At 64.6% G+C, this 24519-nt stretch carries 31 protein-coding genes; 19 read left to right on the forward strand and 12 right to left on the reverse strand.

Annotated features, from left to right (window positions below; genetic code table 11):
* Window positions 1–152: 152 nt before the first annotated feature.
* Entirely contained in the window at window positions 153–566 is a 414-nt protein-coding gene (locus BJA_RS28105) for a GFA family protein (RefSeq protein WP_025575720.1), read from the forward strand.
* Window positions 567–648: 82 nt separating this feature from the next.
* Here the strand turns inward: BJA_RS28105 and BJA_RS28110 are convergent, their stop codons facing one another.
* Window positions 649–1038, reverse strand: coding sequence for a COG4315 family predicted lipoprotein (locus tag BJA_RS28110; RefSeq protein WP_038967889.1), 390 nt, complete (start codon window positions 1036–1038; stop codon window positions 649–651).
* 138 nt (window positions 1039–1176) lie between these two features.
* On the opposite strand from BJA_RS28110, the gene BJA_RS28115 reads away from it, so the two are divergent.
* Complete coding sequence (locus tag BJA_RS28115) at window positions 1177–1698, forward strand: GNAT family N-acetyltransferase (protein ID WP_038967890.1); 522 nt, start codon at window positions 1177–1179, stop codon at window positions 1696–1698.
* A gap of 124 nt (window positions 1699–1822) precedes the next feature.
* Entirely contained in the window at window positions 1823–2125 is a 303-nt protein-coding gene (locus BJA_RS28120; RefSeq protein ID WP_038967893.1) for a hypothetical protein, read from the forward strand.
* 78 nt (window positions 2126–2203) lie between these two features.
* On the opposite strand, the gene BJA_RS28125 is transcribed toward BJA_RS28120, so the two are convergent.
* Together BJA_RS28125 and BJA_RS28130 are read right to left on the reverse strand one after the other, a co-directional pair.
* On the reverse strand, window positions 2204–4141 hold the full coding sequence (locus BJA_RS28125; RefSeq protein WP_051000404.1) for a DEAD/DEAH box helicase: 1938 nt from the start codon (window positions 4139–4141) through the stop codon (window positions 2204–2206).
* Window positions 4138–4482, reverse strand: a complete 345-nt coding sequence (locus BJA_RS28130) for a hypothetical protein (protein ID WP_133415025.1) — start codon at window positions 4480–4482, stop codon at window positions 4138–4140. Before BJA_RS28130 ends, BJA_RS28125 begins: the two co-directional genes overlap by 4 nt.
* Here BJA_RS28130 and BJA_RS28135 point away from each other — a divergent pair.
* Both BJA_RS28135 and BJA_RS28140 read left to right on the forward strand, forming a co-directional pair.
* Window positions 4469–4999 (forward strand): hypothetical protein, encoded by a 531-nt coding sequence (locus BJA_RS28135; protein ID WP_011088311.1) that lies wholly within the window; start codon window positions 4469–4471, stop codon window positions 4997–4999. The genes BJA_RS28130 and BJA_RS28135 overlap by 14 nt on opposite strands.
* Window positions 5000–5111: 112 nt before the next feature.
* A complete protein-coding gene (locus BJA_RS28140; RefSeq protein WP_011088312.1) occupies window positions 5112–5465 on the forward strand; it encodes a cupin domain-containing protein in 354 nt (117 codons plus the stop codon).
* Window positions 5466–5488: 23 nt separating this feature from the next.
* Here BJA_RS28140 and BJA_RS28145 read toward each other — a convergent pair whose 3' ends face one another.
* Both BJA_RS28145 and BJA_RS28150 read right to left on the reverse strand, forming a co-directional pair.
* Window positions 5489–6001 carry a hypothetical protein gene (locus BJA_RS28145; RefSeq protein WP_028175839.1) on the reverse strand — a complete coding sequence of 171 codons (513 nt, stop codon included), beginning with the start codon at window positions 5999–6001 and terminating at the stop codon, window positions 5489–5491.
* Between the two features lie 207 nt (window positions 6002–6208).
* Window positions 6209–7360: a zinc-binding dehydrogenase gene (locus BJA_RS28150; RefSeq protein ID WP_038967895.1), complete on the reverse strand. Its 1152-nt coding sequence runs from the start codon at window positions 7358–7360 to the stop codon at window positions 6209–6211.
* Window positions 7361–7719: 359 nt separating this feature from the next.
* Here BJA_RS28150 and BJA_RS28155 point away from each other — a divergent pair, with 359 nt between their 5' ends.
* The 3 genes from BJA_RS28155 to BJA_RS28165 all read left to right on the forward strand — a co-directional run bounded on the left by BJA_RS28155 (window position 7720) and on the right by BJA_RS28165 (window position 10702).
* Window positions 7720–8961: an MFS transporter gene (locus BJA_RS28155; protein WP_236842086.1), complete on the forward strand. Its 1242-nt coding sequence runs from the start codon at window positions 7720–7722 to the stop codon at window positions 8959–8961.
* Between the two features lie 175 nt (window positions 8962–9136).
* Window positions 9137–9748: a PilZ domain-containing protein gene (locus tag BJA_RS28160; RefSeq protein WP_028176079.1), complete on the forward strand. Its 612-nt coding sequence runs from the start codon at window positions 9137–9139 to the stop codon at window positions 9746–9748.
* A gap of 330 nt (window positions 9749–10078) precedes the next feature.
* The gene (locus tag BJA_RS28165) at window positions 10079–10702 is read left to right on the forward strand and encodes a transglutaminase-like cysteine peptidase (RefSeq protein ID WP_038967896.1); all 624 of its coding nucleotides are present in this window, start codon (window positions 10079–10081) and stop codon (window positions 10700–10702) included.
* Between the two features lie 121 nt (window positions 10703–10823).
* Here the strand turns inward: BJA_RS28165 and BJA_RS28170 are convergent, their stop codons facing one another.
* Complete coding sequence (locus BJA_RS28170) at window positions 10824–12128, reverse strand: metal-dependent hydrolase family protein (protein WP_370163654.1); 1305 nt, start codon at window positions 12126–12128, stop codon at window positions 10824–10826.
* A gap of 449 nt (window positions 12129–12577) precedes the next feature.
* Between BJA_RS28170 and BJA_RS28175 the strand changes: the two genes are divergently transcribed.
* Window positions 12578–12787, forward strand: a complete 210-nt coding sequence (locus BJA_RS28175) for a hypothetical protein (RefSeq protein ID WP_028175399.1) — start codon at window positions 12578–12580, stop codon at window positions 12785–12787.
* 17 nt (window positions 12788–12804) lie between these two features.
* On the opposite strand, the gene BJA_RS28180 is transcribed toward BJA_RS28175, so the two are convergent.
* Entirely contained in the window at window positions 12805–13512 is a 708-nt protein-coding gene (locus tag BJA_RS28180; protein WP_011088320.1) for a GntR family transcriptional regulator, read from the reverse strand.
* Window positions 13513–13781: 269 nt separating this feature from the next.
* Between BJA_RS28180 and BJA_RS28185 the strand changes: the two genes are divergently transcribed.
* From BJA_RS28185 to BJA_RS28210, 6 genes are all read left to right on the forward strand, one after another.
* Complete coding sequence (locus BJA_RS28185) at window positions 13782–14768, forward strand: ABC transporter ATP-binding protein (protein ID WP_011088321.1); 987 nt, start codon at window positions 13782–13784, stop codon at window positions 14766–14768.
* A gap of 42 nt (window positions 14769–14810) precedes the next feature.
* Complete coding sequence (locus BJA_RS28190) at window positions 14811–16100, forward strand: ABC transporter substrate-binding protein (RefSeq protein WP_028175401.1); 1290 nt, start codon at window positions 14811–14813, stop codon at window positions 16098–16100.
* Between the two features lie 4 nt (window positions 16101–16104).
* Entirely contained in the window at window positions 16105–17064 is a 960-nt protein-coding gene (locus BJA_RS28195) for an ABC transporter permease (RefSeq protein WP_011088323.1), read from the forward strand.
* Between the two features lie 2 nt (window positions 17065–17066).
* Window positions 17067–17945: an ABC transporter permease gene (locus BJA_RS28200; RefSeq protein ID WP_011088324.1), complete on the forward strand. Its 879-nt coding sequence runs from the start codon at window positions 17067–17069 to the stop codon at window positions 17943–17945.
* Between the two features lie 21 nt (window positions 17946–17966).
* The gene (locus BJA_RS28205; RefSeq protein ID WP_011088325.1) at window positions 17967–18698 is read left to right on the forward strand and encodes an aspartate/glutamate racemase family protein; all 732 of its coding nucleotides are present in this window, start codon (window positions 17967–17969) and stop codon (window positions 18696–18698) included.
* A 178-nt stretch (window positions 18699–18876) separates the two neighbouring features.
* Window positions 18877–19371, forward strand: coding sequence for a hypothetical protein (locus BJA_RS28210; RefSeq protein WP_011088326.1), 495 nt, complete (start codon window positions 18877–18879; stop codon window positions 19369–19371).
* Between the two features lie 189 nt (window positions 19372–19560).
* Here BJA_RS28210 and BJA_RS28215 read toward each other — a convergent pair whose 3' ends face one another.
* Window positions 19561–19980: a hypothetical protein gene (locus BJA_RS28215; RefSeq protein WP_011088327.1), complete on the reverse strand. Its 420-nt coding sequence runs from the start codon at window positions 19978–19980 to the stop codon at window positions 19561–19563.
* A 16-nt stretch (window positions 19981–19996) separates the two neighbouring features.
* Between BJA_RS28215 and BJA_RS44080 the strand changes: the two genes are divergently transcribed.
* Window positions 19997–20428 carry a hypothetical protein gene (locus BJA_RS44080; protein ID WP_011088328.1) on the forward strand — a complete coding sequence of 144 codons (432 nt, stop codon included), beginning with the start codon at window positions 19997–19999 and terminating at the stop codon, window positions 20426–20428.
* Window positions 20425–20589 carry a hypothetical protein gene (locus BJA_RS42420; RefSeq protein ID WP_165448165.1) on the forward strand — a complete coding sequence of 55 codons (165 nt, stop codon included), beginning with the start codon at window positions 20425–20427 and terminating at the stop codon, window positions 20587–20589. Before BJA_RS44080 ends, BJA_RS42420 begins: the two co-directional genes overlap by 4 nt.
* 2 nt (window positions 20590–20591) lie before the next feature.
* On the opposite strand, the gene BJA_RS28225 is transcribed toward BJA_RS42420, so the two are convergent.
* Window positions 20592–21122, reverse strand: coding sequence for a gamma carbonic anhydrase family protein (locus BJA_RS28225; RefSeq protein WP_011088329.1), 531 nt, complete (start codon window positions 21120–21122; stop codon window positions 20592–20594).
* A gap of 86 nt (window positions 21123–21208) precedes the next feature.
* Window positions 21209–21538 carry a DUF6949 family protein gene (locus BJA_RS28230; RefSeq protein WP_011088330.1) on the reverse strand — a complete coding sequence of 110 codons (330 nt, stop codon included), beginning with the start codon at window positions 21536–21538 and terminating at the stop codon, window positions 21209–21211.
* Window positions 21539–21760: 222 nt separating this feature from the next.
* On the opposite strand from BJA_RS28230, the gene BJA_RS28235 reads away from it, so the two are divergent.
* Both BJA_RS28235 and BJA_RS28240 read left to right on the forward strand, forming a co-directional pair.
* Entirely contained in the window at window positions 21761–22468 is a 708-nt protein-coding gene (locus BJA_RS28235; protein ID WP_011088331.1) for a hypothetical protein, read from the forward strand.
* 156 nt (window positions 22469–22624) lie between these two features.
* Entirely contained in the window at window positions 22625–23044 is a 420-nt protein-coding gene (locus BJA_RS28240) for a PaaI family thioesterase (protein WP_011088332.1), read from the forward strand.
* A 50-nt stretch (window positions 23045–23094) separates the two neighbouring features.
* On the opposite strand, the gene BJA_RS28245 is transcribed toward BJA_RS28240, so the two are convergent.
* Both BJA_RS28245 and cysE read right to left on the reverse strand, forming a co-directional pair.
* Window positions 23095–23313 (reverse strand): DUF3126 family protein, encoded by a 219-nt coding sequence (locus BJA_RS28245; RefSeq protein ID WP_007602550.1) that lies wholly within the window; start codon window positions 23311–23313, stop codon window positions 23095–23097.
* Between the two features lie 125 nt (window positions 23314–23438).
* A complete protein-coding gene (gene cysE, locus BJA_RS28250; protein WP_028175407.1) occupies window positions 23439–24263 on the reverse strand; it encodes a serine O-acetyltransferase in 825 nt (274 codons plus the stop codon).
* Window positions 24264–24519: the final 256 nt, after the last annotated feature.

A 24519-nucleotide genomic window follows, 5' to 3' on the forward strand; every position in this document is an offset into this window, starting at 1 on the left:
GCCGATTACAAGACATGCAGGCGAACTTGCGCGTGCTCCGCGCCATCATTGCAGTTCGCGCCCGGGCTGGCGAGTTCGTTTTGACAGCTTCACCGGCGCGGCCCGCGCGGCTAAGCTGTGCGCTCCAAAAGGATTTGATCTATGGGAAGAGCATGCTGACCGGAAGTTGCCTGTGCGGCGCCGTTGCGTATGAAGTGGATGCGGAGCCCGCGCCCTTCGTGCATTGCCATTGCCAGACCTGCCGCAAGACGCACGGCTCGGCGTTTTCCAGCGTGATGCCGGTGCCGCGCGCGGCGTTCCGGTGGGTGCGCGGCGACGAGTTGCTCGCCGCGTTCGAGTCCTCGCCCGGCAAATTCCGCCGCTTCTGCACCCGCTGCGGCTCGCATATCATGGCGGAACGGATCGCACAGCCGAACGTGCTGTTGCGCATGGGATGCCTGGATACGCCGGTCGCGGGCCCCGCGCGCGCTCACATCTGGCGCTCGGACGCGGCAAGCTGGTACGACCCCAAGGACGCGACGCCGGAACTGCCGGAAGCGGCCGCCAGCCCTCCCCCGGCGCGATAGAGTCCCTCGCGCGACACGCCGCCTGCGCTATCGGGCCGGACATCGCGTGCCACGGCGATCCCCGGCCCGTGCTGTCAATCGCTCACGGCATCGCCAGATGCCAGGCGCCGTTGAGGAAACCGTCGCCGGTGATGTCGCCGGGCTTGGTATCCTTGGCGAAAGTATAGAGCGGCTTGCCCTTGTAGGCCCATTGCCTGGAGCCGTCGTCGCGCGTGATGATGGTGTAGCCGTCGCCGGCGGCATCGCTGGCCTCGGCCTTCAGCACCGGCCAGTTCGTCGCACACGGACCGTTGCAGGCCGACTTGCCGTCCGCGTCCTTGTCGAAGGTGTAGAGCGTCATGCCCTTGGCGTCAGTGAGCACGCTGCCCTTGTCGGTCTTGCCGGTTTTCGTCGGCGGCGCGGCGAACGCGGCGGGAATGATTGCGAGCGACACGGCTAGCGTGAGCGCGAGGCGGATCGGGGATGTCGTCATGATCTCTCCTGTCATACAATTGGCTTGCATGGGTAGGACGCCGCGCGAGCCGTCGTATTCCTTTGAGCGCGGCAAAGAAATTTTTCGCTGCACGCATCATTGCGCCGGAATAAACTGGAATGAGTGAGACGGACCGACATGAGCAAGCTGCATTGGCGTCCCGCGCACGCCTCCGACCTGCCCGCGATCGGCGCGATCGCAGCGCGCATCCATCCTGGTCTGCCTGAACGCCTTGAGGTGTTCGCGGAGAAGATGCGGCTCTATCCCGATGGCTGCCGTGTGCTCATCGCGGACGACGAGATCGCCGGCTACGGACTATCGCATCCCTGGCGTCGGCACCGGATTCCGCCGCTCGATGGATTCCTCGAACGACTGCCCGATGACGCGGACTGCCTCTACGTGCACGACGTCGCCGTGCTGCCGGATCATCGTGGCGGCGTAGCGCGTGCCTATGTCGAAACGATCGAGAACCTGGCGCGCGCGTCGGGCATCGCGGCTCTCGCGCTGGTCTCGGTCTACGCCACGCGGCCGCTGTGGGAACGTTTCGGCTTTCGGCCCGTCACGGCGGATGCGGAGCTGCGCGCAAAGCTCGAATCCTACGGCGCCAGCGCGACCTACATGCTCCGCGATCTCACGGAGCCGTCGAGCGCCGGCACATGAGCTCGCCGTCCGATTCCCCGCTCACGCGGGCGTGAAGCCACCGGCTCGAACCGGTTTCGATCAGCTTCCGTCGAAGGTTCGTGCGAGCCGTTCCGGTCTCGCCGACCCGAGGCTGGAGAATTTCATGAGACTCTCATTGTCGAAAGTTGCTTTCATTGCATGCGTTGCGGCGACCGCGTTCACGGCGACCAGCGCCAACGCGGTGCAGTTGCGGACCTATGGCTGCGACACGGCCTTCTTCGAGGGCTGCGCCGGCTTTGTCGAAGTGCCGCAGCAGCAGGCCGGACGGCGCGTCGTTCGCCTCACTCACGATACCTCGCCGATCTACATGAAGCAGACCGACCCTCGCTACAATTCGGCTATGCGTGATGCCGGCGGCGGTGGTGGTGGCGGAGGCGGCGGCGGTGGTGGCGGCGGCGGCCGCTAAGCCCACCCGATCTTGCGGGAACGCCGCTGGTTCGTGCCAGCGGCGTTCATTCGTTCCGGCCAGGACACGCGGGGTACTTCAGCCCCGATGCTTCTTCTTTGCCTTCTTTCCGGGCGCGCCCTTCACAGGCCACGCAGTGACCGCAGGCGGCTGTCCGGCGTGGCCGGGCTTGTTCTTATGCTTCTTTTTCTTCCCGAAAGCAGAAGCATCGTCGAATTTCGGCCCGCGCTCGCCGAAAGCCTTGCTGCGCGGCTTGAATCCCGCCTCGCGCGGGCGATCGTCGCGACGTTCACGATGATCACTGTCGCCGCTCTCGCGCCGAGGCGGCTTTGACCGCTCTTCCGAAGGCGCTTGCCGCTGCGGCGCATCCGCCATCGGTTCGAGGCGGATATTGTCTTCCTTGTCCGGACGCTTGATCTTGGCAGCGAAGGAGTCCGCGACCCGCTCGGAAATTTCGAACTCGGTCGTCGTGTCCATGATCTTGATGGCGCCGATGTCGCCCTTGTCGATGCCGCCACGACGGCAAATCATCGGCAACAGCCAGCGTGCTTCCGCATTCTTTCTTCGTCCGATGTTGGCCCGGAACCAGACGCTGCCCTCCGCCATGCCGTGCTTCGACGACGATTTCCCCGATTTGGGGCGGGCTCTTTCGGGGCGATCATCGCCGCCCTGGGCCCGGACATTGTCGCGACCGCGATCGTCACGCGGCCGGCCAGCCCGCTCGCCGGGATCGATGATGTCTTCGGGCGACGGCAGCCGCGCGCGATAGAGCCGCGCCAGCGCCGCGGCGATATCCTCGGGCGACCGTTCGGCCAATAGCGCCTGCGCCAGCACCAGATCGTCGGCGGTCGTCTCCTCGGTGAACAGCACGTCCTTCATGCGCTCGTGATCGAGCTTGCGGATCTCGTCCGCCTGGGGTGCCGTTCCCCAGACCGCGTCGATGCCTGAGAGATTGAGCAGCAGCTCCGCACGCCGCCGCCGTGCGGGCGGCACCAGCAGGACACTCGTGCCCTTTCGCCCCGCACGGCCGGTACGGCCCGAGCGATGCTGCATGACTTCGGCGTCGTTGGGCAGATCGGCCTGAATGACGAGGTCGAGGCTCGGCAGGTCGATGCCGCGGGCGGCGACGTCGGTTGCTACGCAGACGCGGGCACGCCCGTCCCTAAGCGACTGGAGCGCCAGGGTCCGCTCGTTCTGCGTCAATTCGCCCGATAGCGCGACGACGGAGAAGCCGCGCTCCAGCAGTGCCGCCTGCAAATGCCGGACGGCATCGCGCGTGCTGCAGAACACCAGGGCGCTCGGCGCCTCGAAGAAGCGCAGCACGTTGACCACCGCGTGCTCGACATCGGCGGGAGCGATCCGGATCGCGCGATACTCGATATCGGCGTGACCGCCTTCGTCGCCCGCGACCTCGATCCGGAACGCCTGCTGCTGATATTGCTTGGCCAGCGCGACGATGCCGCGCGGAAAGGTCGCCGAGAACAACAGGGTGCGGCGCGTCTCCGGCGTGGTCTCGAGGATGAACTCCATGTCCTCGCGAAAGCCGAGATTGAGCATCTCGTCGGCCTCGTCGAGGACGACGGCCTTCAATTCGGAGATGTCGAGACGGCCGCGGCGCAAATGATCGCACAGCCGGCCCGGCGTGCCGACGACGATGTGCGCGCCAGCGGCCAGCTCGCGCTGCTCGCGCCGCGGATCCATGCCGCCGACACAGGAGACGACGCGCCCGTCAGCATGCTCGTACAGCCAGGCCAGTTCGCGCTGAACCTGCAAGGCAAGCTCGCGGGTCGGCGCCACGATCAGGGCGAGCGGCGCGCCCGCCCGCTCGAACCGCTCGATGCCATCAAGCAGATCCTTGGCCAGGGCCAGTCCGTAAGCGAGGGTCTTGCCGGAGCCGGTCTGGGCCGAGACCAGGAGGTCGCGGCCTGCGGCCTCCTCGGTGAGCACGGCGAGCTGAACGGGGGTCGGACGGTCGTAGTTGCGCTCGGCCAAAGCTCGGGCGAGCGGCGGACTCATGGTCGGGAATGACACGGGATAAACCTTGGTTGGTCCAGGCGCGGAACGTCGAGCCGCGCGACCTGAAGCTGCGTGCTCGGCAAATGGTCCGGCCGCACGCGTGGTGATTTGATTTGGACGCTCTTTACGCCAAGCGCGGGCAAATCACCATGCCTATGACGCATGGCTTTGGCGACATCGCGAATAAGCTTACCGGCGGTCCGACCTACTACATGCAGCGTTTCCGGTCCGTTTTGCTGCATATAGTGAGCTTTTGCTCCAAAGCGGCTGATTTTCGCGGCCGCCTCGCTTAAATTGTGCGCGATTGGACGTGCCGGGAATGCGCGCATGATCTCTTCCATCAAACGCACCTGCGGCGATTGCACGCTCTGCTGCAAGGTGATGGCCATCGAGGCGCTGGCCAAGCCCGCGAATGCCTGGTGCCGGCATTGCAAGCCCGGCCGCGGCTGCGCGATCTACGCCGAGCGTCCGACCGAATGCGAGAACTTCGCCTGCCTGTGGCTGGTCAACGATCTCCTCGACGAGCGCTGGAAGCCGAGCCGGTCGAAGCTGGTCCTGACCACGTCCGAGGACGGTATCGAAGTCCGATCCGACCCGGGCTTTCCCGACGCCTGGCGCAAGCAGCCCTACGCCGACGACATCCGCGCATGGGCCGTCGAAGGCGAGACCAGCAACATGACGGTGGTCGTGATCGTCGGCCAGCGCATGATCCTCGTCACGCCGGATCGCGAATTCGATCTCGGTGTCGTGGGGCCCGATGAGCGGATCGTGCGGGAGCTGGAGGGCACGAAGGTGGTGGGTGCGGCGGTGGTGAAGGAAAGCGAGATCGATACGGGGAGCGGCGCCCCGCCGACTTAGCCGGCGCCCCTTGGATCTCGCCAGCCAGGATCACGCGATTGACGGATGCAAGTCTTGTCGCGCCCGCCACTCGATCCCAAATCGTGCCTCACGAGAGAGCAACGGGTGAAACATGACCGACAGCATATCGCTTGCCGACAAGCTCGCGACCTTTGGGGATTATTGGTCTCCGCGCACGATCACGACGTTCAACGAATGCGACGTGATGGTGGTGAAGGTGAAGGGCGAATTCACCTGGCACAAGCACGACGACACCGACGATTTCTTTCTGGTCCTGAAAGGCAATCTGGACATCGAATTGCGGGATCGCACGGTGACGCTCGGCCCGGGCGAGCTCTACGTCGTGCCCAAAGGTGTCGAGCATCGCCCGGTGGCGCGCGAGGAGGTTCACCTGATGCTGATCGAGCCGACCGGCACGCCGAACACGGGCGACAAGGCAACCGCCGCGGCGCGCAAGTTGGCATAGCGGGCAACGCGCCTGGCGCGGCCCTAATCCCTGGAGGTCGCCAGTTTGCTGAAGCTGCCAACCAGCTTGGCTCTTGCGCGCGCAACAGTGTTCTTGGCCGCGCGGGACAGGGCTCGGATGGCGCGCCAGGCTTCGGTCGCCTGCAGCCACGCCTTCGCCGCGGCGTATTTTCCGTACGTCCAGGCAAAAGCGGGAATTCGCATCAGCTTGTCGCGCGTGAGATGAAACAGGCGCTCGACCAGCACCAGCTTGAGCAATTCGCCGACAATGAAAGTCACGGCACCGCTCAGGACCTGACCGGTTGCGGCGAGGTACGCAGCAACCGGCTTGACCGGCTCCAGAAGAACGACGGGCACGGAGAACAAGGCGAGCGACGGATAAGGCGGCAACGATTTGATCCAGGCGCGCAATCGCCTGAATTCGAAATGCCGCCCGATCCAGCGCCCAATCGGCCTCGCCACGGCCATGAAGACCGCATCCACCAGGAAGTAGATCGCAGCCAGGATGTAAGTGACAGGCTTCAGGATTTGCTTCACGGCACCTCTCCCGCGAAGTGAAAGTCGGAACTTGGGCCTAAGTTTCACCTCTGCGTGGATAGTTCGGGGATATCGGATGGAACTTTTGGGGCATCGCTCCTGCTCAGATCTCCGCGTAGCCTCCAATAGATTGCCGTCTGGGTCGCGGAAGCAGGAAATCCCCGCCAGGGCCCGGGATATCGCTTCGCTCATCCGAGCTACAGATCTTCACTCCACCAGTTCCGGCCACGGCACGATCGTCGACTTCACCGTCTTCATCGCCATCGCATCCCTCACCGCCTGCGCGACGCCCTCTTCCGTGAACGGGTAAATCGTCTGCATCTTCAGCCAGGGGTATTTGCCCGCCGTGCGGTAGAGCATGTCCACGCCGAGCGGCAGGTCGTTGCCGGTAAAGCCCCAGGAGCCGAGCACGTTGAGGTCCTTGGTGCAGATGCGATGCCATGAGGTCTCGATCGAGCCGGCATCGGTGAACTGGCCCATCTCGACATAGGTGCCGCCGTCGCGCAGCATCTCGATGCCTTCGGGGCCGGCGGTCGGATGGCCCGAGCAGTCCATCACCAGATCGGCGCCGAAGCCGCCGACGATCTCGCGCACACGCGCGATGCGCTCTTGCGGTGACTTCAGCTCGTCGATATTCACCGTCGCCTCCGCGCCGAACTCGCGCGCGAGCTTGAGCCGCGGCTCCTCCGGCGCGCCGACGCAGATCACCCGCCCTGCCCCCATCTCTTTTGCGGCCGCGACTGCGAGAATGCCGATCGGGCCGGAGCCCTGGATCACCACAGTGTCGCCCCAGGAAAAACCGCCGGCACGGCTGGCGCGGTTGAAGGCGCGGATGCAGGAAGTCAGCGGCTCCGACAGCGCGCCCAGCCGCAACGACATGTCGTCGGGCAGCTTGTAGATCTTGGTGCCCGGCAGCATGTCGAGGTCGACATAGACATATTCGGCCCAGCCGCCCCACATGTGCGGCGCCTTGTCGAAGCCGAGATAGCGGCCGTAATAGACCGGCGTCAGGCACTTGTTGGCGGTCTGCGGATAATGGATGCAGTAATAGCAGCGGCCGCACGGCATCAGCGGCGGGATCATCACTTTCGAGCCGACGGTCAGCGGCTTGCTCATGAAGTCCTCGGTGAACTCGTCGCCGCATTCGACGATGATTCCGCCGAGCTCATGTCCCAGCGTGAACGGCCAGGGCAGCGGCTTCGGCCAGTGTCCCTTGAGGATGTGCAGGTCGGTGCCGCAGACCCCGCAGGCGCCGATCTTGATCAGCGCAGCCTTGCGGCCGACCTTCGGCCACGGCACGGTGCGGATCACAGGCTCCGAGCCCGGTCCTGCGTGAGTGCAGACGCGGATGTGCTCCATGGTGTGTCCTCGATGCCCGTCTGTTATGATTGATTGGCGCGGGCTGAGGCGAAGCGTATGTGAGATGCGCAGTCGTGCCAAGCGCGAGTCTCGCAGCCCGCATGAGCAAAGCGACACGCGGGAGCAGCGGTCCCGGATTTCGCCGCGCTCCATCCGGGCTACAGCGCCTGCCTGCCACAAGCTCAACCGTCATCCTGAGCTGCGAGCCTTGCGACGCGTCTGCGTCGCAAGGAGAAACCTCGAAGGATGACGGTGGTGCTTGTGGCAGCGGTGCATGGCTGATCTCCAAGCACACCCAAGTGTCTTGAGCGGTCGGCGCCGACCGTGTAGGGACGACTTAAGTCCCACCCAGGTGCCCCTTGAACCCCCTTCCCCAAAATCCCGTGGTCGCGTCCGGCTCGTTCGCGGCGATGAAGTCCGTGCCTTATCGTCTCCAGTTCATCGCCTACGTGCTGGCGATGATGGCCGACAATATCGAGCACGTGATCAGCTACTGGGTGGTGTTCCAGAAATTCCATTCGCCGACGCTGGGGGGCTTTGCCGTGCTGTCGCACTGGCTGCCGTTCCTGCTGTTCTCCGTCGCCGTCGGCGGGCTCGCCGACCGGTTCGATCCGCGCCGCATCATCCAGTGCGGTATGCTGCTGTTCATCGTGGCATCGAGCGGCTGGGGCTTCTTCTTCATCACCGACACCATCCAGATGTGGCACGCGATGCTGCTGCTGGTGATCCACGGCTGCGCCGGCGTGTTGTGGCAGACGCCGAACCAGCTGCTGCTCTACGACCTCGTCGGCCCCGCCGATCTGCCGAGCGCGGTGCGGCTGAACGCGATGGCGCGCTATCTTGGCATTTTGGTGGGCCCGGCGGTCGGCGGCGTCATCATGCTGACGCTCGGCACCTCGCACGGCATTATCTTCAACACGCTGTTCTACCTGCCGATGCTGATCTGGCTGTTCTGGGCGCCGGTCCGCGACAAGAGCGTCGCGGTACGGCGCTTCGCCGTGCGCGGTCTCGCCGACATCGTGCTGACGATGCGCGCCATCGGCACCCAGCCGGTGTTGACGGCGATGACGTGGCTCGCCGGCCTCACCTCCTTCATGATCGGCAACGCCTATCACGCCCAGATGCCGGGCTTTGCCGGCGATCTCGGCCATGGCGATCCCGGCGTGTCCTACAGCGTGCTGCTCGCGGCCGACGCCGCCGGCGCGCTGCTCGCCGGCATCGCGCTGGAATCCTGGGGGCGGCTGAAGGGCACGCCGCGCACCGCGATCCTGCTGGCGATGCTGTGGAGCGCCGCGCTGCTCGGCTTCGCCGCGGTGCGGATCTATCCCATCGCGATCGTGCTGCTGTTCTTTGCGGGGTTCTTCGAACTGTCCTTCAACACCATGGCGCAGGCGCTGGTGCAGCTGAACGCGCCGCCCGACATCCGCGGCCGCGTCGTCGGCCTTTATAATATGGCCGGGCTCGGGATGCGGGCCTTCAGCGGCATCACCGTCGGGCTGTTCGGCGCGGCGATCGGCATTCACTGGTCGCTCGGCCTCTCGGCCGCGGTGCTGCTGGCGCTGCTGCTTTGGCTGTATCGGCGGGGGGCAAGGCAGGCCTGACCGGCCGCCCTCGACCCCGGTCGCGCTGACGGTGGCCGGCCTGCCCGCCCCTGATGAGGCTTTTCGCGCGTATTGCGTGCGTCCAACATCGCTGCACCCGATCCTAACGCGGCATTAACCCTATGCACCTTAGGGTCGTCCCGGACTCCGCCAGGCGGGGGGTCGGGTTGTGAAAATGGCGTTGGCGAACAAAAAATTTCTTCCGGCCGCCGAGGAACGTCGGCGTTTCCAGCGGGTCAAGGTGCACCTGCTCGGCCGCTACATGCTGCCGGACCGCCGGGAATTCCCTTGCCAGGTGATCAACATGTCGCCGGGCGGCCTCGCTTTGCTCGCCCCCGGCATCGGCAATGTCGGCGACCGCGTGGTCGCCTATCTCGACCATATCGGCCGCGTCGAGGGCAAGATCACCCGTATCATCGACAATGGCTTCGCCATGACGATCGGGGCGACGCCCAGGAAGCGCGACAAGCTCGCCGCCCAGCTCACCTGGCTCGCCAACCGCGACATCCTCAACCTGCCGGAGGATCGCCGCCACGACCGTATCGTGCCGCGCAACCCGATCGCGGTGCTGACGCTCGAGGACGGCACCAAGATGACCTGCCGCATTATCGACCTGTCGCTGTCGGGCGCGGCCATCGCCGCCGAGAACCGCCCGCCACTGAAATCGATCGTGCTGCTCGGCCGGGTCCAGGGCCGCGTGGTCCGGAACCTCGAAGACGGCTTCGCGCTGGAGTTCATGCACGAGCAGCCGATCGAGACACTCGAAGAGAGCGTTACCGCGCGGTAAAGCGAAAGCGCGCCAAAACCACTGATTTTCCAGCCTCAAAGGCGGCCTCCGCGATGCGGACGCCGCCTTTTTCTTGCGCGGGGACGGGTCTGTGCGGGTTAACGCGGGACCTGTTTGCGCCTCGGAACGGCCGTTCCGCCAGCGTTTCCGCGTTAATCGATAAAACTTGAATCAATTGCAGTCATTTCAAATTTTATTCGAATTCGATTCAAGTATAGATCGAATTCGCCGCTCATTTTACTTGCATTCGTCTCGACTTGACTTGGCTGACTTAGCGGCAACGCAAAAGCTCCGTGCGAAATGTGGTCCCAACAAGAAACGGGGGCCGCAATGTTTGATTTCAGGGGACAGGGGAAGAGGCTGGCGATCGCCGCCATGCTCTTCGGAATCAGCGCGACGGTGCAGGCCGGTGAGAACCGTCTGCTCTACGCGAGCCTTGGCGACACCACGCGTGCGCCGATCGGCTGGGTCGAGTTCTGTGCCGACAATGCCGCTCAGTGCCAGGGCGGGTCGACGCAACCGCGCGACATCGTGATGTCGCAGACCGCATGGCGCGACCTCGTCAAGGTCAATCGCTGGGTCAACGAGACCGTCAAGCCTTTGACCGACCAGGAGCACTGGGGCGTGATCGAGAAGTGGTCGCTGCCATCGGACGGTTACGGCGACTGTGAAGACTACGTGCTGTTGAAGCGCAAGATGCTGATGGATGCCGGCTGGCCTCGCGAGGCGCTGCTCATCACCGTCGTGCGCGACAAGAAGGGCGAAGGGCACGCGGTGCTGACGGTGAAGACCGACAAGGGCGAGTTCGTTCTCGACAACCAGAACGAGAACGTCGTTGCCTGGACGGAGACCGGCTACCGCTTCGTCAAGCGCCAGTCGCAGAGCGATCCCAATGTCTGGGTCTCGCTCGGCGATACCCGGCCGGCGGTCTCCACCGCCAGCGCCAGGGACTAGCAGTCAGGAACAAGCGAGTTACGCGACCCGGTCACATCCCCACCCCTCCCCGTCCCAGACCGGTTCGCGCGCGGCCAGCCATCCCCCAATGGCTGGCCGCAACTTTTTTGGGAAACAGTTTTCAGCGCGGAACGATATTCTTGTAGACCTTGCCGCCCTTCATGATCACGACGAAATTCTTCGCGGGATCTTCAACGAGGGTGATGTTGTCGAGCGGATTGCCGTCGACCAGCAGGAGATCGGCGAGCGCGCCCTCCTCGACCACGCCGAGCTTGCCGGGATAGGGATTTCGCGGACCCGACAGGCCCAGCAATTCGGCATTGGCCGACGTCGCCATGGCCAGCGCTTCGGCCGGCGTGTACCAGCGCGTGAGCGCGGCCAGCATTGAGCCCTGTCTGTCCGCCAATGCCTTCGAGAACAGGACGTCGGTGCCGAACGCGGTCTTGATGCCGTACTTTTTCGCCAGCGCATAGACGCGGTCGGTGCCGGTGACCACCTGCCGCATCTTGTCCTGCTCCGCAGGTCCGAGCGCGGCAGCCATGGACATATCCAGGAACGGCTGGGTGCTGAGCCAGATCCCCTTCTCCGCTATCAGCTTGGCACTCGCCTCGTCCATGAGGTGACCATGCTCGATGCATCTCACGCCGGCTGCGATCGAGCGCTGGATCGCGACCGGCGTATAGGCGTGCGTGGCGACATAGGTGCCCCAATTGTCGGCGGCCTCGACCGCCGCCCGCAGCTCGGGCTCGGTGAAGGTGGAGACGTCGAGCGGACTGAAGGGCGACGCGACGCCGCCGCCCGCCGTGAGCTTGACCTGCGAGGCGCCCTGCATGAGCTGCTCGCGCGCGCGAACACGCACCTCGTCGGGACTGTCGGCGACCATGCTGCCGCCGACCTGCTCCATGCGGCTGAGCATGCCGCCGATGGTTCGCGGCAGATCGGAGAGCTGCCGGAAGTCGCCATGGCCGCTGGTGATGGTGATGATGGCACCGGAGGGATAGATGCGCGGACCGGCGACGAGGTCCTCGTCGATCGCCCGCTTGAGGCCGAAACTGGGCCCGCCCATGTCGCGCACCGTGGTGAAGCCGCGCATCAGCGTCGCGGTCGCCTCGCTCGCGGCGAGCAGATTGTTGTAGCCGACGTCGCCGAGGGCCGCGGCCGGCGTCGGACGGACCAGCATCGCGTGCCAATGCGCGTCGATCAGCCCCGGCATCAGCACCCGGCCGCCGCCGTCGATTGCCTGGGCGTCAGCCGTGATGTTCGCGGTCGATATCTTCTCGATCTTCGTGTTCCTGACGAGAACATTGGACGCGGCGGAGAGCGCACCGCTCTTTCCGTCGAATATCCGGACGTTGCGGAACAGAACGGCGGAGTCCTGTTGGGCCCGCGTTTGCGACGAGAGACAGAGGCTCGTTCCAACCGACATGAGCAGTGCGGCGACTCTGAAGAGTCCGGCCGGCGTGGTCAAATCCCGCATATCCAATCTCCACGCAGATACGCCGCTGCGCAGTTCTGGCCGCAAGTTGCCGGAGCGAAAATCAGCCAGCCGCGCGGTGTGCGATGTTATCTGCGGATTGATGCCCGCAAACCGCATCGAGTCAATTTGCAACCACAGGAGATTATGCAAATCAGCCATACGACGCGATGAGCGACCTGCCCGGCGTTAGGCTCTACAGACAATGGGTAAGCGCGACTGCCGCACATGCGTCGAACTCAAATCAAAACGCGAATATCCGACCAGGCGCGTGATCAACGACAGATTGCAACGTCTTCGCTCAGGAGTACGATCCTGCCCGATCTACGCGACTGCGGGCACTTGGCAGGGGGATTTTTGGCAGAGGGGATTTTGCAGCATCTCAAATGACGAGGCGTAACATGGTGACACAAACGAGTGACGGACACGTCCTGCTGGTCAAGAAGCTCGGCGGACTCTTCGCAATCATCATCGGATGCCTGCTGACCGCGGTCGGCGTGACCTTTGAATCCAGCGGCACGACATTCGTCGGCGTCCTCTTCCTGGTGCTTGGCGCTGGTTTGCTCGTGCTGAAGATCGTCAGGCGAAACGAAGGATCTTCGCTGCCATAGAAGACCGTGCGGCTCGCTTAGGTGCCCAGCACATCCGCGAGCCGCGTCTCGTCGGCGGCGGGATCCTTCAGGAACAGCTCGGCTTCGATCTCGTTCAGATGCGACAGCATCTGCGCGCGGGCAGCCTGCTTGTCGCGCTTGCGGATCGCCGCGACGATCCCGGCGTGGTGATCGGTGCCGCAGGCCGGCGTGTCGTGGCGGCGATAGAGCAGGATGATCAGCGAGGAGCGCGCGATCAGCTCCTTGAGGAAGCCGAGATAGATGCTGTGGCCACTCATCTCGGCGACGAGCTTGTGAAATTCGCCGGAGAGGCGGACCGAGGCGCGCGCGTCACCGCGCAGTTCCGCCTCGCGCTCTTCAGTGAGATGTCGGCCGAGGCGCTCGAGCCATGCCGGCGACGCCGCCTCACACGCGTGGTCGACGATGGTGGGCTCGATCAGGCGGCGCGCCTCGAACACTTCGCGCGCGTCGGCGGGCGTCGGGCGCGCGACGAAGGCGCCGCGGTTCTTCTCGATGTTGACGATGCCCTCATGCGCGAGCTGCTGGAGCGCGGTGCGGACCAGCGTGCGGCTCGCGCCGTAGATCTCGCCGATCTCGTCCTCGCCGAGCTTCGTGCCCGGCAGCAGACGATGCTCGAGGATCGCCGCGGTCACGCCCTCCCTGATCCGGCTGACGCGATCGCTCGCGTCTGGCGCATCGGATTTCTGGCGGGTCTTGGCGGCCATCGGTTCGAGGGGCTTGGGTTTGAGGGCTCGATCGGCAACGTTCGGCCCCGCATGGTAGTCGACCAGCTGTATCCAATCACAGGCGAAACTTTATACAATCCGAGCACATTTTGTGTGCATATTACTGCCTACCCGGCGAGCCGCGCCGCTGCGCCGGATTCGATCTAACGACCTGACTCCACTGCACAGTTTTGGAATTCGGCAGTCTCCGGGCGGTTGGCACGGACCTTGCGGAGAAGCCGGAGCATCGCCCTCCCAGCGGACACGCCATGGCCACTCCTGCCGCTCTCGAACTGGTCGCCGTCACCAAGCGCTACGACACGACGCTGGCGGTCGACGACGTCAACCTCAAGATCCCGGCCGGCACCTATTGCTGCCTGCTCGGCCCCTCCGGCTGCGGCAAGACCTCGACCCTGCGCATGATCGCGGGCCATGAGGCAGTCAGCGAGGGCGACATCATCCTTGGTGCGCAGAACGTCACCGATCTCGAGCCCGCCAAGCGCGGCACCGCGATGATGTTCCAGTCCTACGCGCTGTTTCCGCATCTGACCGTGCTCGACAACGTGGCATTCGCCCTGAAAATGCGCGGGATCGACCGGGCGACGCGGCACAAGCGTGCCGGCGAACTGCTCGAGCTGGTGGCCATGACCCCCTATGCGGCCCGGCTGCCGGCGCAACTCTCCGGCGGCCAGCAGCAGCGTGTCGCGCTCGCCCGCGCACTGATCACCGAGCCGCAGATCCTGTTGCTCGACGAGCCGCTCTCCGCGCTCGATCCGTTCCTGCGGGTGAAGATGCGCGGCGAGCTGAAGCGGCTGCAGCGCGAGCTCGGCATCAGCTTCATTCAGGTCACCCACGGCCAGGAAGAGGCGATGGCGCTCGCCGACCACATCGTGGTGATGAACCACGGCAAGATCGAGCAGCAGGGCACCGCCCGCGACATCTTCCACCATCCCCGCACCGAATTCGTGGCGCGCTTCATCGGCGGCCACAACGTCCTCAGCGACGCCGGCAGACTCATCGCCGTGCGCGCCGATCAGCTCGGCATCGTGCCGTTCGCCGACGGTGCGTACGGCGCGCCGGCGCTGCTGACCCAGACCGAGTACCAGGGCTCCTACATCGCCGTCTCGCTCACGCTCGACGACGGCACCGCCCTGTTCTCCCACCTCCCCGAGGCTGCCTTCGACGTTCACCCGTTCCGACCGGGCGATCGCGTGCTGGCCACCTGGGATCCCGCCAAGGCGCAGCGCCTGCAATAGCGCCGATCGATCACTGGAATGCGCAACAGAGGAGTGACTGATATGACCGAGACCACCAGGACAAAGGGCGTCAGCCGCCGCACGCTGCTCAAGGGCACCGCGGGTCTCGCCGGCCTTGCCGCCGGCTCCGGCGCCATCACCGGCTTTCCCTATGTGAAGTCGGCCGATGCGAAAGTGCTGCGCTATCTCGGCACCGCCGTGAACGAGGGTGACGACATCTCCAAGCAGTGCCTGAAAGACACCGGCATCAAGATCGAATACATCACCGCGACCACCGACGACGTCACCAAGCGCGTAATGACCCAGCCGAACTCCTTCGACGTGCTGGACACCGAATATTTCTCGCTGAAGAAGCTGGTGCCGTCCGGCAACATCCTTGCCCTCGACGCCAGGAAGATCAAGGAGTTCGACAACATCACGCCGGTCTTCACCAAGGGCCAGACGCCCGGCGGCAAGAAGATCGGCAACCAGGGCACCGCGCCCTGGAAGGTGCTCTATCTCGAAGGCAAGGACTCCAAGAAGTTCGCCACCTCGGCGACCGAGTTCGTCACGCTGATCCCCACCGTCTACAACGCCGACACGCTCGGCATCCGTCCCGACCTGATCAAGCGGCCGATCAGCTCCTGGTCCGAGCTGCTCAATCCCGAATTCAAAGGCAAGGCGTCGATCCTCAACATCCCCTCGATCGGCATCATGGACGCCGCGATGGTCGTCGAAGCCACCGGCAAGTACAAATATGCCGACAAGGGCAACATGACCAAGGAAGAGATCGATCTCACCATGAAGGTGATGACCGAGGCCAAGAAGGCCGGTCAGTTCCGCGCCTTCTGGAAGGACTTCAACGAGAGCGTCAATTTGATGGCCTCGGGTGAAACCGTGATCCAGTCAATGTGGTCGCCGGCAGTCACGAAGGTGCGCTCGATGGGCATCCCCTGCACCTTCCAGCCGCTCAAGGAGGGCTATCGCTCCTGGGCCTCGGGCTTCTGCGTCTCCAAGGGCGTGTCGGGTGCGAAGCTCGAATGGGCCTACGAGTTCGTGAACTGGTTCCTGTCCGGCTATGCCGGCGCCTATCTCAACCGCCAGGGCTACTACTCCGCCGTGCTCTCCACCGCGAAGGCGCATATGGAGCCCTACGAGTGGGCCTACTGGATGGAAGGCAAGCCGGCCGAGAAGGACATCAAGGCGCCCGACGGCTCGCTGCTGGAGAAAGCCGGCGCGGTGCGCGACGGCGGCTCCTACGAGGACCGCATGGGCGGCGTCGCTTGCTGGAACGCGGTGATGGACGAGAACGACTACATGGTCCGCAAGTGGAACGAGTTCATCGCGGCGTAATTTGATGGACACGTCAGAGGACATCCTGCAACAGGCGTCCCCGGGATTGATCCCGGGGTCGGGCACAGCGCGCGCCGCAAAGCCGACGCGCCTGTCGCCGTCCTTCATCTCCTGGCTCCAGGCCGGGCCGATGATGCTGGTGTTCCTCGCCTTCTTCCTGATCCCGCTGGTATTCGTCGTCATCGTCTCGTTCTGGGACTACAACGAATACCAGCTGCTGCCGGCCTTCTCGGGCCGCGGCTACACCGACACGTTCGAAGGCTGCATCGCGCAGCTCCCCGATCTCTGCACGATCGGCAAGACCTATCTGATGACACTGAAGCTGTGCTTCCTGGTCTGGGCGATCACGCTGTTCATCGGCTTCTGGGTCGCCTATTTCCTCGCCTTCCACATCAAGTCCAAGACCTGGCAGATGGGATTGTCGCTGCTCTGCACGATCCCGTTCTGGACCTCCAACGTGATCCGCATGATCGCGTGGATTCCGCTGCTCGGCCGCAACGGCCTCGTCAATTCCGGCCTCGTCAAGACAGGTCTCATCAACCAGCCGCTGGAATGGCTGTTGTTCTCCGAGTTCTCGGTCGTGCTGGCACTGGTGCACCTCTTCACCTTCTTCATGGTGGTTCCGATCTTCAATTCGATGGTGCGCATCGACAAGTCGCTGATCGAGGCCGCCTATGACGCCGGCGCCACCGGCTTCCAGACGCTCGTGAACGTCGTCATTCCGCTCGCCAAGCCCGGCATCGTGATCGGCTCGATCTTCGTCATCACCATCGTGATGGGCGATTTCATCACCATCGGCGTGATGGGCGGCCAGCAGATTGCGGCGGCCGGGAAGATCATCGAGACGCGGGTGAACGCGCTGCAGTTCCCCGCGGCAGCGGCCAACGCCGTCATCCTGCTCGCGATCACCTTCCTGATCATCACCATGATGTCGCGCATCGTCGACATCAAGAAGGAGCTCTGAGCATGAAGGAAGGACGCCCGCGCTCTTTCTACGTGCTCGCGATCTTCTTCGCGGCCTATGTGCTGTTTCTCTACGGCCCGATGATCGCGATCTACGTGCTGTCGTTCCAGGGGCCGCAGGGCGGCCTCACCTTCCCGATGAACGGGGTGTCGACCTTCTGGATCGCGAAATTATTCCAGGGCACCGGCATCGTCGATCTCGGCGCGGCTTTCCGCCGCTCACTGCTGCTCGGTCTCATCGTGATGATCGTCACCGTCGTGCTGTCCGTTGCAGCCGGTATGGCCTTCCGCCGCAGGTTCAAGGCGCAAAGCATCCTGTTCTACTCGGCGATCGCGAGCCTCATCGTTCCCTCGATCATCACCTCGCTCGGCATCTCGCTTGAATTCCGCATCATCGACGATCTGATCAAGGCGCATTGGAACGAGAATTTCGAGACCTCGATGGGCCTGCTCACCTCCGGGCTCGGCGCGCATCTGACCTGGACGCTGCCGTTCGGGCTTCTCATCATGTTCGCGATCTTCAACCGCTTCGACCCCAGGCTCGAGGAAGCAGCGCGCGATCTCGGTGCGACGCCGTGGCAGGCGTTCCGTCATGTCGTGCTGCCGATCATCCTGCCCTCCGTGATCGGCATTGGCCTGTTCGGCTTCACGCTGTCCTGGGACGAGCTCGCGCGCTCCAGCCAGGCGATCGGGGCGGTGAACACTCTGCCGCTCGATCTCCAGGGCCTCACCACCACCGTGACGAACCCCGACATCTACGCGCTCGGCACCGTGATCTCCGCCGTCTCGTTCACGGTGATCACGCTTGCGCTCGGCACCATCCACGTGCTGAACAAGCGGCAGGCGGCCAAGGGCTCGGACGCCGGCAAGGGGCTTGTCTGAACAAGGGGCTGGTCTGATCCGATGCGACTTCACGTCGTCAATCCCAACACCACCGCGTCGATGACGGCGAAGATCGCCGCTGCAGCGCGCAGCGTCGCCCTGCCCAGCACCGAGATCGACGCGCGCCAGCCGACGATGGGCCCGGTCTCGATCGAGGGCTTTTACGACGAGGCCTTCGCCGTGCCCGGCATGCTCGGCTGCATCCGCGAGGCCGACCGAGACGGCGCTGACGCGCACATCATCGCCTGTTTCGACGACACCGGCCTCGACGCGGCACGCGCGGTGGCGAAGGCGCCGGTGATCGGCATCGGCGAAGCGGGCTTTCACATGGCGAGCCTGATCGCGGCGCGCTTTGCCGTGGTGACGACGCTCGGTGTCTCCATCGTGCCGATCGAGGACAATCTGACGAAGTACGGTCTCGCCGGGCGCTGCGCCCGCGTCCGCGCCGCCGAGGTGCCGGTGCTCGCGCTCGAAGAGCGCAACGCCGATGCGCTCGCAAAGATCTCCGCGGAGATCACGGCCGCGATCCGCGACGACCGTGCGGAGGCTGTCGTGCTCGGCTGCGCCGGCATGGCGGATCTCGCCGCTGAGCTCGCTGCAACCCACGGCCTGCCCGTGGTCGACGGCGTCGCCGCCGCCGTGACGTTGGCGGAATCGCTGGTGCGGCTCGGCCTGAAGACGTCCCGGCTCGGGCCCTACGCTGCGCCACGGTCGAAGACCTATTCCGGGCCGTTTTCGCCGTTTCAGCCCTGATCGCTGCTTCCGGCGCGGCCTTTAGAGGTTCCCAAGGCCAGAAGACTGCTGGTTTTTCGCATTCAGCCTCTTTTTGGTCCCATTTGTTGCCGAACTGTTACGTTTTCGGGACATCCCGGCGGCTTCAGGGTTGCCGGTCTTCGCCACTCTCCAAGTTTCAATTTGGGTTTTGTCAGCGATGATCGATCTCGCAGAGGATACACCGTCCAACCCCCTGCTTCGCCTCGGCGCCCAGCCCATCGCGCTGACCGCCGCCGCCCTTCTCTTGCTGATCGCCGGTGTGACTTCGATTGCGATCTGGCGCGCCTATACCGGCTCTGCGCCGGAGGCCGACCGGGTGGTCGCGTCACGGCAGCTCCAGGCCCGCACCGCCCAGGCCTCCGAGCAGCTGGTCGAGAAGACCAAGGGGCTGGAGGCAACCCAGCAGGAATCGATCGACCAGCTCCAGGTCGTGCAGGACCAGCTCCAGACCGTGAAGCGGCTGCTCGCAGCTCAACAGGCCGATACCAAACGCCTGTCGGAGCAGGTGGCAACCCTGAACGAGTCCATCGACGGCCTGCGCCAGTCCTTTGCCAGCGCCCGGGCCACCGAGGCCGAAACGCCGTCGGTTACCCGCAGGAAACCGGCACGCCACCGCGTCCATGCCAGCGCGCGCAAGCGCTCGCACGGCTGAGCGGATCACGGCCTGCGGGTTTAATTTTCTCCACTTGTGAACTGGATCACATTTGCCCGTATGATTCCACGCCATGCTCTCCGCTACCGGATGGCGTGAGCCGATTTCAATATCCGGGGCTGGCAAGGTCGTTGACGGTATACTGCGTCAACGACCTTGTTTTTTAGCAGGCTGGCAGGTCTTCCCGCCTCACTCGCAGACGTCGACGCGCCGGTATCGCCATCCCGAAGGCGTCATCACGCGCTTGCGCACGACATAGCAGCCGCCATAGCCGCCGTTATCGTAGCCGGTACCATAATAATACGGGTCGCCGTAATAGGGGTAGCCATAGCCGTAATAGCCGCCGTAGTAGCCGGCACCGGCAATGCCCGCGCCGATGGCGAGGCCGGGCCAGAAGCCGCCGCCGTGCCAATGGCCGCCATGGCCCCATCCGCCACCGCCATGGCCCCAGCCGCCACCACCGTGGCCCCAGCCGCCGCCATGGCCCCAGCCGCCGCCATGGTGGCCCCAGCCGCCATGTCCAAAACCGCCGCCCGCCTGGGCCGCCTGCGGCGCCGAGAGCCCGACCGCCGCGACGGTCAGCGCCGCCATCATCATCTTCCGTAGCATCTACTCGATCCTCCGCGTGGACACGCTCCACGCTTCAACGCAGGATCAAGGTAATGCTGTCGGGGCACTCGTGACAGCCATCCTGACTCACTTCCGCGCGAGCATCAGCGGCCGCGGCAGATGCTCTTCATCTTCTTGTCGAGCAGACGGTCCGGACCAAGACCGTTCCGGAACAAATGCCGTCACATCAGCTTGGAACGAGGAGGCAGGCACGATCATGCGCAAACTGATCGCGTTCGACGAGGACACGTTCGACAAGCTCAAGCAGCTGGGACGCGACCGGATGGCGACGTTCCAAGAGCTTGCGGATGAAGCCTTCGCCGACCTGCTGAAGAAGCATGGCATCCCCATCGATCTCCGGGACGCGTTGCGCAAGAGCGCCAGGCTCGGCGCCGAACCGGACAAGCCGGCCGCGCGTCCGAAGTCCGGAAAGGCCAAATCACGATGACCGATCGCGATCCATTTGCAGAAGGCGAGCGCGCCGCGCGCGACAACATCCCGGCCGAGGCCAATCCCTACTCGGACGGCAGCGACGAACATGCGCTCTGGGCTGCGGGGCACGAGAAGGGCGCAGGCGCGATGGAAGCCCGCGAGTCAGAAGGAAGCTGAATTCACCCGATCCGCTTCAGGCCCTTCGTGAAGCGAGGTCCGTTGGCGACGTAGAACTTCGCCGCGCTTCCCATCCTCTGCACCTGGGCATCGTCGAGCGTGCGCATCACGCGCGCGGGCGAGCCGATGATCAGGGAGCGTTCGGGAAACTCCTTGCCCTCGGTGATGACGGAACCGGCGCCGACGATGCTGTTGCGGCCGATCTTCGCGCCGTTCATCACGATCGAACCCATGCCGATCAGCGCACCCTCCTCGATCGTGCAGCCGTGCAGGATGACGTTGTGGCCGACGGTGCAGTTCTTGCCGATGACAAGCGGAAAGCCGAGATCGGTGTGGCAGGTCGAGCCGTCCTGCACGTTGGCGCCCTCGCCGATCTCGATCCATTCATTGTCGCCGCGCAGCACCGCGCCGAACCAGACGCTCGCCCCCGGCTTCAGGCGCACGCGGCCGATCACGGTTGCGGTCTCCGCGATGAAATAGTTGCCGTCGGCGGGAAGATCGGGCGCCTGCCCGTCGAGCTCGTAGATCGCCATGGAGGTCTCCTGTCACGCTGAGACTGGCATAGCGAAACGGCGGCGCGGAGGCAAAGGGCCACCCGCACCGGCAGCCCTGCAAAGCGTCAGCCCAGGACGCCGGTCGCCCGCAGCGTCATCAGGAAGAAGGTGCCGCTCATCATGCTCCAGAAGCCGGCGATGACGGTCGCCATCATCACGAATTCGAGGCGGCGGCTTTCCAGCCGCATGCCGCGCAGCGTGTTGCGCATGATGATGAAGGGTGCGGCGAACACCAGGAACGGCACCGCCGCGAAGGTCTTCGGGGCCACGCCGTCCTGCAACAGGCCGAAGCCGGCGGGCCGCTGCGCGACCGCCTGGTATCCGTTCACGAGTGCGCCAGCGAGCGCGAAACCGATGCCAATCGAGAAGAAGGAATTGAGAGCTTCAGGTGTCATCGGAACGGTCCGCCCTTACGCAACGCCGGAGCTTTCCTGTGACAAATAGTGCCGGTTAACGCTACATTATCCTTAAGGGAAGGTTAACGCCGCCGGCCATCCGGCGCAGGGCCCTCCCCCTTTCCCCGCAGCCGGGGAACGCTCCGCGAAATCGCCGCCGCATGGCATATTCGCCGCTGATTCGTCGGCCATCGGCCGACCACGAGCCCACGCGCGCTAGTCATGACGGTGTTTTCGGCAGCCTCCCCTCGGTCCCCCCGGACGCGCACCCGGGCGCATATCGTCCCGATCGTGCTCGGCGGCGCGGCGGCGGTGTGCGCCGTCGCGCTCGTCGCCTATCTGTTGTGGCCGACCTGGGGCACCAGCGGCGCCAACGCCCCCGACAAGCTGCCGGTGAGCGTCGGCGGCACGCTGTTCAACCTGCCGACGACGGCGATCCGGATGAAGATCCAGCGGCACTCGGGGCCGCAGGAGCGCATCGATCTCGACTTCCTCTATCCCTCGCTGGAGCCGCCCGGCACGCCGAAGCACGTCAGCGCCGACACGGTGGATGCGTCGTTGCTGCCGATCGACCGCATCTTCCTGTCGATCGCGGCCCATCACGATGCGCTCTCGCCCGAGCAGCGGACCGCCACGATCTATCCGCGCTATCTCGAGCCGGGCGCGACGATGCCCGAGGACGGACTGACGATGCGGATGTTCCGCGCCGACACACCTTACGGCAGCGAGGATCTCTATTCTGCCGCAAGCCCCGCGCTGACCGCACGCTGCACGCGCGATGCGGCGACCCCGGGCATGTGCCTCTCCGAGCGCCGCGTTGGCGGCGCCGACCTCACCTTCCGCTTTCCGCGCAGCTGGCTGTCGCAGTGGCGCGACGCGGCGGACGCGATGGAAAAGCTGACGGCGCAGCTGCGCGGACCGCGCGGATGAGCGCGGCCTCTACGCCGCCGGCAAGATCGGCTTGCAGAGATGGGCTGTAGCCTCCCGACGAAGAAAATCGAAAACAACCCCATGCACAGTAGCCAAGCCATGGCGCCGCTTCGCATTTTTCGAAGTCGCGCTTGACCCGTCGGGCAAGACAGGGGCATGATGTCAGCATGGGGTAACCGATTGAACGATGCGGCCACACATCTCCCACCCGGTGCCCAGCTGCTGGGGCGCGAATGGCTCGGCTTCGACGAGAGCGGGCATGCGCTGATCCGCTTCCAGGCTCAACCCGCATTCACCAACAGGCATGGGACCATCCAGGGCGGATTCCTTGCGGCGATGCTGGACTCCGCCACCGGGATCTGCGCGCTCGCAGCGCTATCCCCTGACCAGACTGTGATCACGCGGAGCCTGGACACACGCTTCCTGAAGCCCGCAACGGTCGGACCGATCACGGCGCGGGCACGGGTCATCGAGCGGACGGAGCGCGACATGGTCGTGCAAGCCGACCTCGTCGATGCAGAGGACATCACTGTCGCTGATGCCACGGCGCGGCTGCGCATTCTTACAAGGAAATAGAATGAGGGGTCGCGGTGTGCGCGGCCCCATTGAGCGACACGATCGCCGCGCTATTCCTGATCGACGAGATCGTCCTCGAGGATCGCCATCTGGAACTGGAACGAGCGATCGTCGTCCTCGTCGTCGACGAACAGCACGCCGATGAACTCCTCGCCGATATAGACTTCGGCGGAATCGTCCTTCTTCGGCCGCGGCACGACGCGGATCTTGGGATTGCCGAATACGCGTTTCAGATACGCGTCGAGCTTCCTTACTTCCTTGACGTCCACGGCAAGTCTCCAATCGAAATCTGGGTTGGCGGGGTTTTAGGCCGAGACGCGACGAACCGCCAGCATGAATTGCCAAAGAATTTGGGGACGGACAGGGCCGGAGAATCCGGCCCCTCTTCTTGAGCTCAAAGCCCCATCGCGTTGATCATCTGATCCATGGTGCGCGACGGCTCGGCGCAGCCGGCCTCGCCGACGATCTTGGCGGGCACGCCCGCGACCGTGACGTTGTGCGGCACGGGCTTGACCACGACCGAGCCCGCCGCGATGCGCGCGCAATGGCCGATCTCGATGTTGCCGAGGATTTTCGCGCCCGCGCCGATCAGCACGCCATGGCGAATCTTCGGATGACGGTCCTCGTTCTCCTTGCCGGTGCCGCCGAGCGTGACGCCGTGCAGGATCGAGACGTCGTCCTCGATCACCGCCGTCTCGCCGCAGACGAAGCCGGTGGCATGGTCGAGGAAGATGCCGCGGCCGATGCGCGCGGCGGGATTGATGTCGGTCTGGAACACCGCAGAGGCGCGGCTCTGGAGATAATACGCGAAATCCTTGCGGCCCTTCAGCCAGAGCCAGTGCGCAAGGCGATGGGTCTGGATCGCGTGGAAGCCCTTGAAGTAGAGCAACGGATCGATGAAGCGGGAGGTCGCGGGATCGCGATCGTAGACGGCGACGAGGTCGGCGCGGAAGGCGTTGCCGAGATCGGGATCGTCGCGCAGCGCCTCGTCATAGGTCTGGCGCACGAGATCGCCCGACAGCGCGGAATGATCGAGCCGGTCGGCGAGACGATGGATCACCGAATCCTCGAGACGGCTGTGATGCAGCACCGTCGAATAGATGAAGGTCGCAAGCTCCGGCTCGCGATGGACGATGTCCTCCGCTTCGCTCCGGATCCGGTCCCAGATCGGATCGAGGGATGCGAGCTTTCCTCCCGGATTGACCTGATGCACTGCCATGGGATCTGCTCTTTCGAATGGGCTCGTTTTGTTGGTTCTATAGCACAGTCTAGGCGACAAAGTCCTGACGGGCTTGCCTGAGAGTGAACAGCACCTTGCCCCGCGAAAGCCGCCAACGCGTTGAAACACAACAATTTCTTCTGACGCCCCCAGGCGGCAAGGTCGGCTAAAAGTGGTCAGGGTTTTGCCAAATTCAAGCCGGGCAGCGTCAAACTATTGGTGAATTCTCTCCTACCCCTTATTGCAGGCATGGTCC

The organism is Bradyrhizobium diazoefficiens USDA 110 (assembly GCF_000011365.1).
Lineage (GTDB): Bacteria > Pseudomonadota > Alphaproteobacteria > Rhizobiales > Xanthobacteraceae > Bradyrhizobium > Bradyrhizobium diazoefficiens.

Bases quoted from the DNA above. Each gene is read 5' to 3' on its own strand.
- BJA_RS28105 (WP_025575720.1), top strand. From the start codon at position 153: ATGCTGACCGGAAGTTGCCTGTGCGGCGCCGTTGCGTATGAAGTGGAT.
- BJA_RS28110 (WP_038967889.1), bottom strand. From the start codon at position 1,038: ATGACGACATCCCCGATCCGCCTCGCGCTCACGCTAGCCGTGTCGCTC.
- BJA_RS28115 (WP_038967890.1), top strand. From the start codon at position 1,177: ATGAGCAAGCTGCATTGGCGTCCCGCGCACGCCTCCGACCTGCCCGCG.
- BJA_RS28120 (WP_038967893.1), top strand. From the start codon at position 1,823: ATGAGACTCTCATTGTCGAAAGTTGCTTTCATTGCATGCGTTGCGGCG.
- BJA_RS28125 (WP_051000404.1), bottom strand. From the start codon at position 4,141: ATGAGTCCGCCGCTCGCCCGAGCTTTGGCCGAGCGCAACTACGACCGT.
- BJA_RS28135 (WP_011088311.1), top strand. From the start codon at position 4,469: ATGATCTCTTCCATCAAACGCACCTGCGGCGATTGCACGCTCTGCTGC.
- BJA_RS28130 (WP_133415025.1), bottom strand. From the start codon at position 4,482: ATGGAAGAGATCATGCGCGCATTCCCGGCACGTCCAATCGCGCACAAT.
- BJA_RS28140 (WP_011088312.1), top strand. From the start codon at position 5,112: ATGACCGACAGCATATCGCTTGCCGACAAGCTCGCGACCTTTGGGGAT.
- BJA_RS28150 (WP_038967895.1), bottom strand. From the start codon at position 7,360: ATGGAGCACATCCGCGTCTGCACTCACGCAGGACCGGGCTCGGAGCCT.
- BJA_RS28160 (WP_028176079.1), top strand. From the start codon at position 9,137: ATGGCGTTGGCGAACAAAAAATTTCTTCCGGCCGCCGAGGAACGTCGG.
- BJA_RS28165 (WP_038967896.1), top strand. From the start codon at position 10,079: ATGTTTGATTTCAGGGGACAGGGGAAGAGGCTGGCGATCGCCGCCATG.
- BJA_RS28170 (WP_370163654.1), bottom strand. From the start codon at position 12,128: ATGTCGGTTGGAACGAGCCTCTGTCTCTCGTCGCAAACGCGGGCCCAA.
- BJA_RS28175 (WP_028175399.1), top strand. From the start codon at position 12,578: ATGGTGACACAAACGAGTGACGGACACGTCCTGCTGGTCAAGAAGCTC.
- BJA_RS28180 (WP_011088320.1), bottom strand. From the start codon at position 13,512: ATGGCCGCCAAGACCCGCCAGAAATCCGATGCGCCAGACGCGAGCGAT.
- BJA_RS28185 (WP_011088321.1), top strand. From the start codon at position 13,782: ATGGCCACTCCTGCCGCTCTCGAACTGGTCGCCGTCACCAAGCGCTAC.
- BJA_RS28190 (WP_028175401.1), top strand. From the start codon at position 14,811: ATGACCGAGACCACCAGGACAAAGGGCGTCAGCCGCCGCACGCTGCTC.
- BJA_RS28195 (WP_011088323.1), top strand. From the start codon at position 16,105: ATGGACACGTCAGAGGACATCCTGCAACAGGCGTCCCCGGGATTGATC.
- BJA_RS28200 (WP_011088324.1), top strand. From the start codon at position 17,067: ATGAAGGAAGGACGCCCGCGCTCTTTCTACGTGCTCGCGATCTTCTTC.
- BJA_RS28205 (WP_011088325.1), top strand. From the start codon at position 17,967: ATGCGACTTCACGTCGTCAATCCCAACACCACCGCGTCGATGACGGCG.
- BJA_RS28210 (WP_011088326.1), top strand. From the start codon at position 18,877: ATGATCGATCTCGCAGAGGATACACCGTCCAACCCCCTGCTTCGCCTC.
- BJA_RS28215 (WP_011088327.1), bottom strand. From the start codon at position 19,980: ATGCTACGGAAGATGATGATGGCGGCGCTGACCGTCGCGGCGGTCGGG.
- BJA_RS42420 (WP_165448165.1), top strand. From the start codon at position 20,425: ATGACCGATCGCGATCCATTTGCAGAAGGCGAGCGCGCCGCGCGCGAC.
- BJA_RS28225 (WP_011088329.1), bottom strand. From the start codon at position 21,122: ATGGCGATCTACGAGCTCGACGGGCAGGCGCCCGATCTTCCCGCCGAC.
- BJA_RS28230 (WP_011088330.1), bottom strand. From the start codon at position 21,538: ATGACACCTGAAGCTCTCAATTCCTTCTTCTCGATTGGCATCGGTTTC.
- BJA_RS28235 (WP_011088331.1), top strand. From the start codon at position 21,761: ATGACGGTGTTTTCGGCAGCCTCCCCTCGGTCCCCCCGGACGCGCACC.
- BJA_RS28240 (WP_011088332.1), top strand. From the start codon at position 22,625: ATGATGTCAGCATGGGGTAACCGATTGAACGATGCGGCCACACATCTC.
- cysE (WP_028175407.1), bottom strand. From the start codon at position 24,263: ATGGCAGTGCATCAGGTCAATCCGGGAGGAAAGCTCGCATCCCTCGAT.